This is a genomic window from Arthrobacter sp. 2MCAF15 (assembly GCF_052115605.1).
In the GTDB taxonomy this organism is placed as follows: domain Bacteria; phylum Actinomycetota; class Actinomycetes; order Actinomycetales; family Micrococcaceae; genus Arthrobacter.
In genome coordinates this window covers 88,596-104,016 of the sequence record NZ_JBFRGZ010000001.1, presented here as the reverse complement: position 1 = coordinate 104,016, position 15,421 = coordinate 88,596, and the positions used below count along the sequence as shown (strand labels likewise).

The window sequence follows — 15,421 nt, the reverse complement described above, 5'->3', positions numbered from 1 at the left end:
TGCCTGAGGCGGTTCGAGCGCTAGTGGGCCCCGGCCGGGACTTCGGTTCCGTCCGGGGCTTCGTCGTATCCGCCGCCGGCAGCGTCAGCGGAAGCCAAGCCGCGTGAGGTCGCGAACGAGACCCCGTCCAGGAAGGCCTTGGCACGCTCCGTCTCCGGGTACGCCTGCAGCAGCCGCCAGAATGCGGCGTCGTGGCCCGCCACCAGGAGGTGGGCGAGCTCGTGGAGCAATACATAGTCGATGACCCACTGCGGCATGGGCTGCAGCTTCGCCGAGAGCCGGATGGTTCCTTCGGACGGTGTCGCCGAGCCCCACCGCGAATTCTGGTTCGTGACCCAGCGGACCGAGGAGGGCACTGCCCTGCCGCCGAAGTACTTCGCTGACAGTTCGGCGGCGTGGGCGGCAAGGTCGGCGTCACTGCGGGGCCGCCGCCGGCCGGTGCCGCGCGCGCCCCGGGCCCCTTGGAGCCGCAGCTTTTCGAGCATGCGGTGCACCCATTCCCGTTCCTGTGCCCTGCTGAACGACGCGGGGATGGCGACCACGGCGGTGCCGTCTTCCCAGAACGCGGCGACGGTCCGGCGTCGGCGGGCGGACCGGCGGACCACCACCGGGGCGCCGTCGGCGGTGGTCAGCGGCGTGGCCGCCGGAACGGCGCCGGGGCCCGGCGACCCGGATTGGCCGGACATTTTTGCGCCGGACGTTTTTGCACCGGACTTTTTTGCACCGGGCATCACTGCACCGGACATCACTGCACTGTGCTCTCGGCCAGGACCACCAGGACGGCCTCGCCATACTTCTCCAGCTTGGACGGACCCACGCCGGCGAGTTTGGCCAGCTGTTCCAACGAGTCGGGCCGCGCCTCGGCGATGGCGGTCAGCGTGGCATCAGTGAACACGACAAAAGCCGGGACGTCCGCCTCGAGGGCCACCTCTTTCCGCCACTGCCGCAGGGCGTCAAACGTCTGTTCCTCGTACGTGGGCGGGCACTGGTTGCAGCGCCCCACCTTGCGCTCCGCACCGCTGGAGAGCATGCTGCCGCAGACCCTGCACGACGCCGGAACGGCCGCCTTCCGGCGCGGCGCCGCCCCCTTGCCCCGGAGCTGGGAGCTGGCCACCGAGTCGGGACGCAGGCCGTCCAGGAAGCGTGAGGGCTTGCGGTTGGCCCGGCCGCCCGGCGTCCGGGCGGTGGACCAGGACAAGGACAGGTGTTCGCGGGCGCGGGTGATGCCCACATACAGGAGCCGGCGTTCCTCGTCCACCGCCTCCGGGCTGTCCGCGAACGAGATGGGCATGAGCCCTTCGCTGAGCCCCACGAGGAAGACGGCGTCCCATTCCAGTCCCTTGGCGGCGTGCAGCGATGCGAGGGTGACTCCCTGGACGGTCGGTGCATGCTGTGCCAGCGACCGCTCCTGGAGCTCGTTGACGAAGTCCGAGAGTGAGAACTGCGTTCCCCTGCTGATGACGAGTTCGTCGGCCAGCGCCACGAGGGCGGCCAGCGATTCCCAGCGCTCCCGGAGCGCACCGCCACTGTGCGGTGCCGCGTCGGTGTAGCCGAGGGAAGCGACGATGTCGCGGACAAGCTGCCCGAGCGGCTCGGGCGAGGCGGTTTCGGCGACCGCCCGGGTGGCGGCCCGAAGCTGCAGGATGGCGTCCCTGACCTCCTTGCGGGCGAAGAACCGCTCACCGCCGCGCAGCTGGTACCCGATCCCGGCCGAGGCCAGCGCCTGTTCGTAGGCTTCGGACTGCCCGTTGGTGCGGAAAAGCACGGCGACCTGGCTGGCCGGGGTGCCGGCGTCGAGGAGTTCGCGGATCCGGGCGGCAACCGTGGCGGCCTCCGCCTCGTCGTCCGAACATTCGGTGAACCGGGGCACCGGGCCCGCCGGCCGTTGCGCCACGAGCTGCAGCGGCGTGGCCCAGGCGGCGTCCGCCGCCGGGCCTCCGCTGCGCCGGCCCGCGAGGAGGTCGTTGGCGAGCCTGACAACCTGGGGCGTGGAACGGTAGTCCCGGATCAGCTTGACCACGTGGGCCTCGGGATACATCCCCTTGAAGCCGAGCAGGTGCTTCGGGGAGGCGCCGGTGAAGGAGTAGATGGTCTGGCTGGCGTCGCCCACGACGCAGAGCTCGTCGCGTCCGCCCAGCCACAGCTCCAGGAGCCGCTGCTGCAGCGGCGAGACGTCCTGGTACTCGTCCACCACGAAGTGCCGGTACTGCTCCCGGACAGTCGCCGCCACCTTGGGGTCCTCCTGCAGGATACCCACGGTGATCAGCAGCACGTCCTCGAAGTCGATGACGTTGCGGTCGGTCTTGACGTCCTCGTAGGACTGGAAGACCCGGGCCACGGCCGTCAGGTCGAAGCCGCCCGGGTTGCCGCGGCCCTGGGCGTTTTCCAGGTAGTTCGCCGGTGTCAGCATGGACACCTTGGCCCACTCGATTTCGGAGGCGAGGTCGCGGATGGAGGCGCGGTCGGTGCTGAGCCGGAGCCGCCTCGCGGCCTCGGCAATCATCTGTGCCTTGTGGTCCAGCAGGTTGGGCAGGGCACCTCCGACGGCCTGCGGCCAGAAGAACTGCAGCTGGCGCAGCGCCGCGGCGTGAAAGGTCCGGGCCTGGACATTGCCGACCCCGAGGTCACGGAGCCGGCTGCGCATCTCGGCGGCCGCCCGGGCCGTGAAGGTGACTGCCAGGAGCCGCTGCGGGCTGTATACCCCGGAGTGGACGCCGTAGGCGATCCGGTGCGTGATGGCGCGGGTCTTGCCGGTGCCGGCACCGGCAAGCACGCACATGGGTCCCTGCAGGGTGCTGGCGACCTCGCGCTGCTCGGCGTCGAGGCCGCCGAGGATCCGTTCCTCCAGCGAGCGGGAGTCCGGTTCGGCGGCGACGTCGGACGTGCCGCCGGGGGCGCCGGATGCGGCGGCGTCGGACGTGGGGCCGTCGGATGTCTCCAAGCCGGGAACAGTGCTGAAGTTCAGTTTCTCTGGGGTCACTTTTTCTGGGGTCACTTTTGCTGCTCAGTCGGTAGTCGGTGTCCTGCGGTTGGGGAGGCAGGCAGTGTCAGCCTGAAAGACAATGTCAGGCGCTGTCCGCGGCGTCCGCTATGACGCCGCCGTACCAGTGTTCAATGAGGGACCGGGCGATGGAGAGCCGGCTGGAGATGACGATCTCGCCGCTGAGGATTGCGGCCTGCAGTTCGCTCCGGCTGAACCAGCGCGCCCTGGTGACCTCAACGCCGTCGGGCCGGGCTTCGGTGTCCTCCGTGGTGGCCGTGAATCCGAGCATCAGGGACGCCGGGAACGGCCAGGACTGCGATCCGAGGTACTGGGAGGCGGTCACACGGACGCCCACTTCCTCGGCGATCTCGCGCTTGACCGCCTGTTCAAGCGACTCCCCCGGTTCTACGAAGCCGGCGAGGGTCGAATAGTTCTTGGCGTCAAGAGGGCCGCCCCCGCCGAGGAGCAGCCTCCCGTCGGCACCCACCACGGTCACGATGATGGCCGGATCCGTCCGGGGAAAGTGCTCGGAGTTGTCCGCCGGGCAGCGCCGGACCCAGCCGCCGGCTTCCGGCTGCGTGGGCGTGCCGCAGCGCGGGCAGTGGGTGTGGGTGGCGTGCCAGTTGGCGATGGCACTGGCTTCGATGAACAGTGCCGTGTCCGTGGCGTCCAAGCGCGCGGCGACCTCGCGGAACCCCGCCCACTGGGCATCGCCGGGGATGCCCGCCACGTGGGCCTCGAACTCCTCGGCCCGGACTTCGAACTGGGCCGGGAGGACGAAGAGGACGAGCTCGGTGCCCGGGTCGAGGTTCGAACCGGGCAGGGCCGATCCCAGGTAGATCACCTGTTCCGGGGCGTACGGGGTGTTCTCCAGATGCCCGGAGAGCTCGGCCGCATTCAGGAGTACCAGGCTGTTGCCGCTGACCAGCGCCTGGCGTCCGGAGAGCACCACGGCCTGCGCCGAGCCCGCGCCGACCAGCTCCGCCAGCATTCCGGGCTTCTGCCGGGCAACGGATCCGCGGTCGATCAGCGCCGGGAGCACCGGCAGGACCGTCTCCATCAGGTGGTTTGCCGGCAGGAGCTGCACGGGCGACGCCGCTTCGGGTGCCGGTGATTCGGAGGGGGTTTGCCCTGACGCTTGTGACGATCCTTTAGAAGGTGCCGGTGACTCCGCAAGACTCATGTACCCACCGTACTGACTCGGGCAGACAATTGACATTTGCCTCCCATGCGGCCGCGCGCTGGAAGGCTGGCCCGGAAGGGGCCCTTTGCCGCTGATTTATCCGACATTTGCCCCTCATTTGACGCCGATCTCAAGACTCGCCGGAGTGCATCGCCGTCTTAGGCGCCGCTCAATCTACCGTGGAAGGGTGAGAAGGAAACCTATCGAACTGGCAGCCGTGGCAACGGCGGCGGTACCCGGCCTGACCCCGACCGCCGTCAGCTCTGCGCCCGACGATCCGGCGGACTTCGACGCGGCCCTCCTGCTGGACTCCGAGGGCAAGCGTTGGCGCGTCCGCTCCCCCCGGCACGCCGAAGCCAGTGCCCGGCTGGAAACCGAATTCCTGGTCCTGCGGGCCTTCGCTCCCGGCATCCGCGCCGAGCTGCCATTCCTCATGCCCACGGTGGCGGGAACAGTCCGGCAGGGCCAGCTCAGCACCTTTGTCTACTCCCATCTGGCCGGCGCCACGCGCTCCCTGGACGAGCTCAGCAGCGGATCGCCCGGCGTGGCCCGCGAAATCGGGGCGGCGTTGGCCGCGATCCATGACCTGCCACGGTCGCTTGTGAGCAATGCCGACCTGCCCAGTTACACACCCAACGAATTCCGCCAACGGCGCCTCAATGAACTCGACCAGGCCGCCACGACCGGAAAAATCCCGCCGCTGCTGTTGCGGCGCTGGGAACACGCCATGGAAGACGTCTCGCTCTGGCGCTTCAATCCCTGCGTTGTCCACGGCGACCTCCACGAGGACAACCTGCTGGTCGACGGCGACCGCGTGACCGCAGTGACGGGCTGGACCGACCTACGGATCGGCGACCCGGCGGACGACATGGCCTGGCTGGTCGCGTCCAACGAGCAGGACTTTGTCAACGCGGTCCTGGATCACTACACCTCCAGCCGGCGCGACGTGCCCGATGCCCACCTGCTGCGGCGGGCGGCACTGTCCGCCGAATTCGCCCTGGCGCAGTACCTGGTCAAGGGCCTGGCCGCCGGCAACGAGGACATGATCGATGAGGCAGAGTCCATGCTCGCCGCATTGGCCGACGACGTGGCCGAACACGGCGGCCAGCCCATCAGCGTTGAGCCGCTCCCGCAGCCGGTCGCAGCCCACGAATCCGGGGCAGGCCAGGCCGGTGACGGTGACGAAGCGCCGACGGCGGCTCCGGCCGCGCCGGCAGCTTCAGCCGCCCCAGCCGCTCCGGCCGGGGGGACACCGCCCGCCGTCGGTAAGGTCACGCTGCTGCCCATGGAGCCGGTCCCCGATACCGTACCGGCAGCCGCTGCCCCTGCCCCTGCCCCTGCGGAGATCGGTGCCACGCCCGCTGTGCACGTCACGCCCATCCCCCGTGAGGCGGAGGCTGACGCGACGGAATCTGAAGCGACGGCAGCTGAAGAGACCAGGCCTGACGCAGCGATGGTTGCCGCTGACAACTCCGAATCCAAGTCCGCTGACGCGGCGGAGGACGCCCCGCAGGCCGCCTCGCAGGCCGGGGCCCAGGACTCCGACGCCGAGGTTGCGGCTCCCGCCGTCGACGACACGTCGACGCAGTCGATCGCGGTGGTGCGGCCTGTTTCCGCAACTGCGCCCGATTCAGGCGAGGAGACCTCAACCGCCGCCATCACGGTGGTAGACACCCCGACCCGCTAGGCGCCCGTCGCCGCCGCCGGCCTCCCCAGCGCTGCGGCCACGATTTCCTCCAGCTTTTCTGCTGATCCGAGGTCATGTGGACGGACCACCTGGTTGTCGGCCACGTAGTAGAACGCTGCCCGCACGTCCTCCAACGGGACCCCCTTGAGCCGGGCCCAGGCCAGGCGGTACACGGCGAGCTGGACAGCCTTCACCTTCAGCTGCCCCGCCGAGGGGCGGCGCCCGGTTTTCCAGTCCACGAGATCCCAGCCGCCGTCGGCGTCGCGGAACACGGCGTCGATCCTGCCCCGGACCACGACGTCGCCAATCCGGGTCTCGACCGGGACTTCAACATGGGCGGGGGCGCGGTGGGCCCATTCGGACTGGCGGAACGTCTCCACCATGGAGTCCAGGCCGTAGGCCTCATCGATGTGGTCGTCAGCGCCGGCAGCCTCGCCAAGGTCCAGCATGCCGGCGGCGCCGAAGTATTCCTCCACCCAGGCGTGGAAGGCCGTGCCTTTGCGGGCGGACATCCCCGGTTCGCGCGGGACCGGCCTCCGCAGGCGGGCCACGACGGAGCCTGCGTCATCTTCCAGGTCCACGAGGGTGGACGCCGAGATATGGCCGGGCAGATGCACGTCCTGGACCACCGAACGCCGGGACCGGCGTTCCAGCAGCGTGGCTGCCTCCTTCGCCCACCCGGCTGCGGGGCCGCGCAGGACGTGACGCCGGACGTCGTCGACACTCGAATGCGACAGGGCCGCAGCCGGGTGGCCGCCCGGGGTGGGGTCCATGTGGCTGTCCGGGCCTGCGTCCATCGCCTGCAGGACACGGGCCGCGGCGGATTCCATGGCGGCCCGCCGCCCCGGAACAAGCCGAAGCCGCTTCCCCGTCCGGGGGTCCTGCGGGCCTTCGAGGGGATCATAGGGCCACGCGGCGACTTCGAGTTCGGAAGTCAAGGGGCTTTCCGCCGGCAGCGCGTCCTCGCTGACGGACAGCGGGTGGATTTCGGCTCCGCCGTCCGCGGTGAGACCCTCGAGCTCGGCGAGGAAGGGCGACATCTCGGCCAAACCGGCCCGGGATCCGACCCAGGCGGCACTTGAAATCCACAGCACGTGTTTGGCTCGCGTGTACGCCACGTAGGCCAGACGCCGTTCCTCGGCTTCACCGTGCGTCTGGACGGCGGACTTGAACTCCTTCTCGGCGTCGAGCCAGCCCTTCTGGTCCGGCTGGTCCAGGTCCCACTGGGGCAGGTCGGTGCGATCACCGCGCAACGGCCACGGCAGGGCCGCGCTGCCACTGCTCCACCGCGAGTCCCTGCTGCTCGGAAACGCCCCGGAGTTGAGTCCCGGAACGAACACGACATCCCATTCCAGGCCTTTGGAGGCATGCACCGTCAGGAGCTGGACGGCCTCGTGGTTCACCTCGGGCGCGGCGGCGTCCAGGCCGTTCTCCTCGGCCGCGGCGGCTTCCAGCCACGCGAGGAACGCCAGGACGTCGACCCGCTGGGAGGTGTGCAGGAACCCGGCGGCAGCGTCCTGGAAAGCGTCCAGGTTGCGGCGCGCCTGGTGGRTGCTGATCCCGGGCCGCGCCGCAACTTCGATGTCCAGGAGCATGGCCCGTTCGACCTCGCCCAGCAAGGTGGTGAGGTCATCCCCCATGTAGCTGCGCAGCTGCCGCAGCTCCTCCGAAAGCCGCTGCAGACGGTCCCGGGCCTCGGGGCTCAGCCTGCGGCCGTGCGCCGAAGTCCAGCCGTCGCGGGGCAGCCAGTCCAGGGCCTCGACCAGGCTGGCGGCGTCCGTGATGTCGCCCTCAACCACGGCGTCATCAACTGTGTCCTCTGCGTCGTCCTCGTTGCTGCCGGGACGGCCCCGTCGGCGGGCGAGGTAACTGGACCAGTCCCGCAGGGCCATCAGGTCCGCCGGGCCGATCCGCCACCGCGCGCCGGCCAGCAGGCGCATGAGGGAGTCCGAGCGGCCGGGGTCGGCCAGGACCCGGAGCGTGGCGACAAGATCGATGATTTCGGGGGTGTCCAGCAGCCCGCCGAGCCCGACGATTTCATAGGGAATGCCACGGAGTTCGAACTCCCGGCGAATGCATTCCATCTGCGCGCGGCGACGGCAAAGGACGGCCATGGCGGGCGGCACAGGATCGGCCGCCGGCCGGGCGTCGAAGTCCGTCACACGGAATTTCAGCACGTCACCGGCGATCGCCGCGGCCTCAGCCTCGTCCGTGGCGAACCGGCCCATCACCACCCTGCCCTGGACCGCGACCGGGCTGGGCTGCAGGGGCGGGACCTCGACGGCATCGGCGGTGTCCCTGGCCCCGGCGGCGCCGAGGGTCGCCGCGGCCTTGCTCAGCGGGGCCGAAATGAGGTTTGCCGTGGCCAGGATGTTGCGCCCGTTGCGCCACGCGGTGGTTAGGTACGAGGTCGGCGCCACCGCATAGCGCCCGGCCGCCGCGGCCTGGCCGCTTCCCTGTTCATCGCCGTCGCCGTGGCCTGTGTCGGTACCGTCGCCGCCGACGCGGACGGGGAATTCGCGAACGAAGTGGAAGAGCTGTCCGGCGGACGCTCCGCGGAATCCGTAGATGGACTGGTTCGGGTCGCCCACCGCGGTGACGGCATGGCCGTCGCCGAAGAGCCTGGAGAAGAGCACCAGCTGGGCGTGGGACGTGTCCTGGAACTCGTCAAGCAGCACCACCTTGTAGCGCTGGCGTTCCGTGTGGGCGGCGACCGGAATCTCGTTGGCCACCCGCGCCGCCAGGGCCACGAGGTCGCCAAAGTCCAGGGCGCCGCGGGCGCGCTTCGCCACGGAGTAGCGGCCCACCATGTCCGCGACGCTGGCCCGGGTGCGCAGCATCGCGCCGAGCTCGCCTGCGGCCTGGGTAGGGTTCTTCTTGGCGTCCGCGACGTACGGGAGCGAGTCAAACTCGGCGATCCGCTCCAGCAGCCAGGCACGGACCTGGGCCGGGTCCTGCAGGTGCTCCGCGCATTCTCCTGCCAGCTGGATCACGGCCTTGACGAGGGTCGATTTGGCGGACCGGAAGTGTTCGTAGTCGCCGTCGAAGGCTTCCACGACCTCGCTGGCGAGCTGGAACGACTGGGCGCCGCCGAGCAACACGACGTCGCGTTCGACGCCGAGGCGGAGGCCATAGTCGGACACGATGCCGCTCGCATAGGAGTGGTAGGTGGAGACCTTGGGCTCGAGCGCGTCCGTGCTCAGCAACCCTGCGGGGAAGACGGTGTTGCCGGTGTCCGCCGCGGCGATGCGCTGCAGCGAGGCAAGCTTGGCCCGGATCCGCGAGGCGAGTTCACCGGCGGCCTTGCGGGTGAAGGTGACGCCGAGGACTTCCTCCGGCCGGACCCAGCCGTTGGCGACGAGCCATACCACCCGGTCCGCCATGGTGGCAGTCTTTCCCGAACCCGCGCCGGCGATCACCAGCCGCGGAGTGAGCGGCGAGGAAATGATCAGGGACTGTTCGGCAGTGGGGCTGTTGCTCTCCCCCAGCATCGCGGACAGCTCCTCCGGGCTAAACCGCGGTTTGGGGAGCGGCCCGGGAAGGGGGCCGGCGTCCGGGGCGGGATGCGGGTCGGCCGGGCCGGTCGCCGGTGCCTCGGGGGTCATTCAGTAACCTGCTTTCCCCGCACGCACAGCGGGCACACTTCCGGGAGCCGGCAGCCGTGGCCGCCGTGGCCTCCCTTGGACGGGTCATGGCGGGCCTGGAAAGTACTGCCCGACATGACGCGGGCAGCGTCACCGACCATCTCCAGCGCCCAGTTCTCGTTCGGGTCCAGTGGAGCCTGGCTTTGGATGCCTGGGCTCTTTGTGGTGGTCCCAAGCTGGGCCAGAACGGCCCCGCCAGGAAGCGGCGGGGGTCCGTCGTCCGGACCGGCAAAACCACCGGCCAGCACGGCAGCCTGGTAGGCGCCGAGCTGCGGGTGACGGTCCAGATCCGCCTTGCCGGGCTGGCGTTTGCCGGTCTTGAGGTCCACGATCACCAGCCGGCCCTCGGCGTCGATCTCCAGCCGGTCGACCTGGCCCCGGAGCACCGCGGGCCGCGCCGGCCCGATGCCCTCGCCGTCGCCGGTCTCGGCTCCTGCAGGCACCGCGGGCCCGACCGGCACGGCGGAGGCGACCGCCTCCGCCGTGACGTCCGGGAGCTTGACCTCAAAGTCCTGTTCGACGCCGACAAGGCTTCTGCCCTCGCTGCGCATCACGAGGACGTACTGGGCGAGTTTGCGGACCATGGATTCGGCACGCTGGAAGTCCAGTTTGCCTTCCCAGTTGTCCTTCATTCCCAGTGTGGGCCAGCGCCGGACAAGCTCCGCGACGTATTCGCCGCCCGAGGCGTCCGGGAGGTCCTGCGCAATGGCGTGGACCAGGGTTCCCAGGCTGCGGGCAAAATCCGTCGCGGCTTCTCCGCCCGCGGCCTGGACGAACCAGTCCAGCGGCGATTTCTGTACTGTTTCGACCTTCGAGGGCGACACGAACACGGTACCGCCCGGCGGAACGACCGGCTCTTCGGAGGTCAGCTCGGCCAGCCCCCACCAGCTCGCGGGGTGGGCGCCCGGAACAGGCGGCTGGGCGGTGGCCAGGACTCCCAGCACCGCCGCTGCTTCGGCCGATTCGGCAGCCTTGGGGTCGAGCTGGGCGTGCTGGCGAAGTTCCGCCACGAGGGCCCGGAGGGTCAGCGGACGCTCCACCGTGGTAAAGCCCCTGCGGTCCTGTCCGTGCCGCAGCGGCGCCACATAGTCCAGGAACGAGGAGGGCTGCTCATCCTCGGAGGACACGGCCGTGCAGATCAGCACCTGCCGGGCCCGGGACACCGCGGTCGAAAAGCTCCGGAGCTCGTCATAGCGGATTTCCCGCAGCCTGCTGAGCGGATCCAGCCGCATGGCATAGTCCACGCCGTGTTCGACGGCATCGGCGAACAATGTGCTGCCGAGCAGCTCGCCGCGCAGCCGCGTGTTGGGCCACACGCCTTCCTGAAGCCCCGGGACAATCACTACCGGCCACTCCCGGCCGGCGGCGCTGGCGGGGGTCATGAGCTCCACGGCGTCTTCCAGCTGTGCCCTGGCTGCCAGGGTATCCATGGGAAGTTCCTGGCTTAGCAGGTATTCAAGGAACTGCTCCGGTCCGGAACCGGGGAGCTGGTCCACGAAGCGTTCTGCGGTATGGAACAGCGCCATCATGGCATCGAGGTCACGGTCGGCCCGGGCACCGGCCGACCCTCCGGCGAGGGCGGCCTCGGTCCAGCGGGCGGCGAGGCCGGTGGAATGCCAGAGCGCCCAGAGCACCGTCTCGGCGTTGCCTCCGGGGGCCTCTGCAGTGTCCCGGCCCGCGCGGATCATCCGGGCGATCCGGCGGGCCGAGTGCCCCTCGATGCCCAGCGTCGCCAGTCCCCCGGGCTCCAGCAGGGCCTCGACCAGGAGAGTGTCGCTGGTGCGTCCGCCACCGCCCAGGAGTTCCTCGCGGCGCAGCGACTGCCGCAGCCTCCTCAGTTCAATCGAGGTTGCGCCGCCGATCCGGGAGGTCAGCAAGGACACGGCTGATTCGGGCGTGAGCGCGGCGGGGTCCAGGGCAACCGCATAGGCATCCAGCAAAGGACGGACCGCAACCTCGTCACGGACAGCGGATTCAGCGACGGGAATCCGGACCGGAATCCCCTGTCCGGCGAGGTACCGCTGCAGTTGGCTGAGCTGGCCGCCGTTGCGCACGATCACGGCAATGTCCCCGAGTTCCCGGGCGTCGTTCAGCTGGGCTTCGAGGATGCGCTGCGCCACGTACCGCAGTTCGTGGACCGGGGACGGCAGCAGGTGGGCTTCGACAGTCCCGCCTCGGCCGTCAGCTGCGCTGTTTGCAGGGCCGTGAGCTGGGCCGTCCACGCTGTCCGGCCCGTCCGGCGTCGGGACCGCTCCGGGCTGTTCTAGCCGGCGCGCGGACTGCCCGCCGGACCTGCGGGAGATGCGCCCGGCGACCGACAACCAGGCCTCCGCCACGGCCGGTGCCTGCCGGTGGGCGGTCCACAGCGGACGCTCCAGGATTGCGCCGTCGGCCGCCAGGAGGCGGGGAAGCTCCGCCACTAGATCGGGGCGTGCCCCGCGGAAGCCCTGGACCACGGTGTCCGGCGAGGCGGTGACGATGACGTCCTTGCCTGCGGCGATGTCGGCAAGCAATTCAAAGACGGCGGGGTTCGCCTCCTGGATGTCATCCACGAGAATCAGCTGGAGGCGGTCGCGTTCGGCGGCGAGGAAATCCGGGAAGTCCTGGAAGATCTGGCGCGCGGCGGTGATGATGCCGGCCGGGTCGAAGGCCTCGGGCATGCGCAGGTCCAGGACGTCGCGGTACTCGGAGTACAAGGCGGCCGCCGGAATCCAGTCGGGCCGGTTGCACCGCCTGGCCAACATCACGAGATCTTCGGCCGTCCGCCCGGACTCGATGATCCGGTCAAAGAGCTGGCGCACTTCCTGCCGGAAGCCGCGGGTCTGCAGGGCGGCGTCGAGGTCCTCCGGCCACGGCAGTTCGAGGCCGGGCAGCGCATGCCCCTCCAGCAGTTCCTTGATAATCAGGTCCTGTTCCGGGCCGGAGAGCAGCTTCGGCTGACGGGGCAGCGGGAGGATGCCTTCGGCCTTGGCGCGGCGGATCAGATCGAAGGCATATGACGCCCAGGTCCTGGCCGGCGTCGTGCTCAGGCTCCGGTCCAGGCGGGCCGTGAAGCGGTCACGGAGGGTATCCGCGGCGAGCCTGCCGGGAGCGAGGATGAGCATCCGCTCCGGGTCCAGGCCGTCTCGCAGGGTGCGGCGGACGGCAGCCTCGACGAGGACCGTCGACTTGCCGGTGCCGGGTGCGCCGGGCACCAGCACAGGCCCGGAGCCGGGCGGGACCTCGACGGCGTCGAGCTGGTCCGGCGACAGCACGGGGATTGCGCTGTGGTGGGTCCGGGGCGGCAGGAGGCGCAGTGCTGTGCTGGAGGTACTCACACAGTCATTTCATCATCGGGGACCGACAACTTATGGGACGCCCGCTCGAGGCGCTCGGCGATCGCGTCGATCCTGTCGAAGTCGGCGTCGGTGGGCGCCCACCGGCCGGAGGCCAAGTCAACGCGCCACCGTCCATCTCCGGTACGGAGGAAATCCTGGTACCTGCCCAGCAGGGGCGTCCCTTCCTGCAGGTAGAGCGAAAGGGCCTCGTGTTCGAGGCCGGGCGGGGCGTCCCCGCTGGACCTCAGGACACGCCACCAGGGCACGCTGCTTCCATGGTGGCTCATGACCGAACCGACCTGGCGCGGGCCGCCGGCACCGAGGAGTTCCGCGACGTCGCCGTAGGCCACCGCCGCGCCGGCCGGGATCAACGCCACGAGCTCCAGCACCGCCTCCACATACTCCGTCCGCATCGATCCAGCCTAGCCGTTGCACGCCCGGCCCCAAGCCCTGAAGGCACGCCGACACGGTGGTCAAGAACTGTCGGAGGCAGCAGGTAGCGTTGAAGCATGAGCACCTGGAACAGCCTTCCCCGCGCAGCATTCGACCTCGAAACGACGGGCCGCAATTCCCGCTCGGCGCGGATCGTCACCGCCTCGGTCACCCTCGTGGACTCCAGCGGCGAAGTGATCAAGGAACACGAGTGGCTCGCCGACCCCGGCGTGGAGATTCCGACCGAGGCCAGCGACGTCCACGGGATCACTACTGAGCAGGCCCGCCGCGACGGCAGGCCCGCCGTGGAGGTGACGCGCGAACTCGCCGCTGTGCTGCAGGAGCTGTTCGACACCGGCGTGCCCGTCATTGCGTTCAACGCCAGCTACGACTTCACCGTGCTCGCTGCCGAGTCTGCCCGCTACGGCGTCCCGCAGCTGAGCCGGTTCCCCGTCCTGGACCCCTACATCATGAACAAGCAGGTGGACCGGTACCGCAAGGGCAAGCGCACGCTCACCGCCTTGTGCGAGGAGTACGGCGTCAGCCTGGACAACGCCCACACCTCGGCGGCCGATGCCCTGGCAACGCTGCGCATGCTCGATGCCATGGCCGGAAAATTTCCCAAGCTCAGGATGCCGGCGGGCAACCTGCACCAGCTCCAGGTCGAATGGGCCTCGTCGCAGGCCGCTGATTTCCAGAGCTACCTGCGCAAGACGAAGCCGGCTGCAGTGATCGAAGGCGATTGGCCCGTCCTGCCGCCTGAGGACGCCAGCCGCGGCGACTTCTAGATTTCCACGCCCGGGCTTCCGGACGCCCGCAAGCGGGTGCGGGCGCACTTGCTTCGCGTGCAGACGGACTGCCCTCGCGCGCGGGCGGACTTCTTAAAAGGAAACGTTCGCCCTCGGTAAGACCCAACTAGCCCCCCGCTGCACGCAATTCCAGCAATTGGGACCGAAGTCACACCGGCCGGCGCTCCCGACTGCCGCATGATCCCGCGCCGATCATTCCGCCCGGCCCTTCCGCCGCCACCCGGATCACCGTCGATCACGCCGCTTCCTGAAGATACTTCGCAAAATGTGCACCCGATCCCCGATTCATTCGAATTGAAAAGGCGTCCATGTCGGGTGACACAATTATATTTCGCGGTGTGCCTGCTCCACCCGGCGCCCAAGCCAGCAGCCTGGGGCCCGATGAGCCTCCCGCGACCCACTGAATTTCAGACGAAAGTGATTGCGTGATGAAAAGCAAAGCCTTGAAGTGGCTGACTACCGTTCCCGTGGCCATCGCCGTGGCGGTCTCCCTTGCAGCGTGCGGCGGCGGCGCGGCGCAGACAACGGCGTCACCGTCCGATGCCCTCCAGGGCAGCGACCAGAAATCCACGGACAAATACACCACCAAGGACGTCACTCCCCTGGACAAGATCGACAAGTCCAAGCTGGGCCTGATCAGCGATGGAACCCTCACGGTAGGAACCCTGTCGGACGCCCCGCCGAACATCTACATCGACCAGTCCGGCAAGTTCACGGGCTACGACAACGAGCTCCTGCGCGCCATTGCGGACAAGCTGGGCCTCAAGGTGGAGTTCAAGGCAACCGGCTTCGCGTCGCTGCTTGCCCAGGTCCAGAACAAGCAGTTCGACCTCGGGTCCTCGTCGATCTCCACCACTGACGCCCGCCGCAAGACCGTCGGCTTCACCAACGGTTACGACTTCGGTTACATGGCCGTGGTGGCCAAGAAGGACTCCAACGTCAAGGGTTTCAAGGATCTGACCAAGGACACCCGCATTGCCGTGGTCCAGGGCACCGTGCAGGATGACTATGTCACCAACACGCTCCAGATCGAGCCCGTCCGCTTCGAGGACTACAACACCGCCTACGCCAACCTGAAGAGCGGCCAGGTTGACGCCTGGGTTGCACCGTCCCAGCAGGCCACCGGCCAAGTCAAGGACGGCGACGGCACGGTCATCGCCGAGTCGGTTGTGAACACCCAGAACTTCACCGCCTACGCCGTCAACAAGGAAAACCAGCCGCTCATTGACGCGCTGAACTCCGGCCTGGACGCCGTCATCGCCGACGGTACCTGGTCCAAGCTGACCAAGGAATGGTACCCGGACCGCGAGACCCCGGCCACGTGGTCCCCGGGTTCCAAGGCCGTCACCGTTCCGAAGTCCTAGTC

General features: G+C 69.2%; 9 protein-coding genes. 3 read left to right on the top strand and 6 right to left on the bottom strand.

The window, feature by feature from the left end:
* Positions 1 to 20: 20 nt before the first annotated feature.
* The 3 genes from AB4089_RS00460 to nudC all read right to left on the bottom strand — a co-directional run bounded on the left by AB4089_RS00460 (position 21) and on the right by nudC (position 4,166).
* Positions 21 to 686: a M48 metallopeptidase family protein gene (locus tag AB4089_RS00460; RefSeq protein ID WP_441407388.1), complete on the bottom strand. Its 666-nt coding sequence runs from the start codon at positions 684 to 686 to the stop codon at positions 21 to 23.
* Between the two features lie 59 nt (positions 687 to 745).
* Complete coding sequence (locus AB4089_RS00455; RefSeq protein ID WP_441407663.1) at positions 746 to 2,848, bottom strand: ATP-dependent DNA helicase UvrD2; 2,103 nt, start codon at positions 2,846 to 2,848, stop codon at positions 746 to 748.
* Between the two features lie 217 nt (positions 2,849 to 3,065).
* Complete coding sequence (gene nudC / locus AB4089_RS00450) at positions 3,066 to 4,166, bottom strand: NAD(+) diphosphatase (protein WP_441407387.1); 1,101 nt, start codon at positions 4,164 to 4,166, stop codon at positions 3,066 to 3,068.
* A 187-nt stretch (positions 4,167 to 4,353) separates the two neighbouring features.
* Here nudC and AB4089_RS00445 point away from each other — a divergent pair, with 187 nt between their 5' ends.
* Positions 4,354 to 5,853, top strand: a complete 1,500-nt coding sequence (locus AB4089_RS00445; RefSeq protein ID WP_441407386.1) for a phosphotransferase — start codon at positions 4,354 to 4,356, stop codon at positions 5,851 to 5,853.
* On the opposite strand, the gene AB4089_RS00440 is transcribed toward AB4089_RS00445, so the two are convergent.
* The 3 genes from AB4089_RS00440 to AB4089_RS00430 form a co-directional block, all read right to left on the bottom strand.
* Positions 5,850 to 9,344 carry an ATP-dependent helicase gene (locus tag AB4089_RS00440; protein ID WP_441407662.1) on the bottom strand — a complete coding sequence of 1,165 codons (3,495 nt, stop codon included), beginning with the start codon at positions 9,342 to 9,344 and terminating at the stop codon, positions 5,850 to 5,852. The genes AB4089_RS00445 and AB4089_RS00440 overlap by 4 nt on opposite strands.
* Positions 9,345 to 9,454: 110 nt before the next feature.
* The gene (locus tag AB4089_RS00435; RefSeq protein ID WP_441407385.1) at positions 9,455 to 12,814 is read right to left on the bottom strand and encodes an ATP-dependent helicase; all 3,360 of its coding nucleotides are present in this window, start codon (positions 12,812 to 12,814) and stop codon (positions 9,455 to 9,457) included.
* Positions 12,811 to 13,227 (bottom strand): MGMT family protein, encoded by a 417-nt coding sequence (locus AB4089_RS00430; RefSeq protein WP_441407384.1) that lies wholly within the window; start codon positions 13,225 to 13,227, stop codon positions 12,811 to 12,813. Before AB4089_RS00430 ends, AB4089_RS00435 begins: the two co-directional genes overlap by 4 nt.
* Positions 13,228 to 13,323: 96 nt before the next feature.
* Between AB4089_RS00430 and AB4089_RS00425 the strand changes: the two genes are divergently transcribed.
* Positions 13,324 to 14,034 carry a 3'-5' exonuclease gene (locus AB4089_RS00425; protein ID WP_441407383.1) on the top strand — a complete coding sequence of 237 codons (711 nt, stop codon included), beginning with the start codon at positions 13,324 to 13,326 and terminating at the stop codon, positions 14,032 to 14,034.
* A gap of 449 nt (positions 14,035 to 14,483) precedes the next feature.
* Positions 14,484 to 15,419: an ABC transporter substrate-binding protein gene (locus AB4089_RS00420; RefSeq protein ID WP_441407661.1), complete on the top strand. Its 936-nt coding sequence runs from the start codon at positions 14,484 to 14,486 to the stop codon at positions 15,417 to 15,419.
* Positions 15,420 to 15,421: the final 2 nt, after the last annotated feature.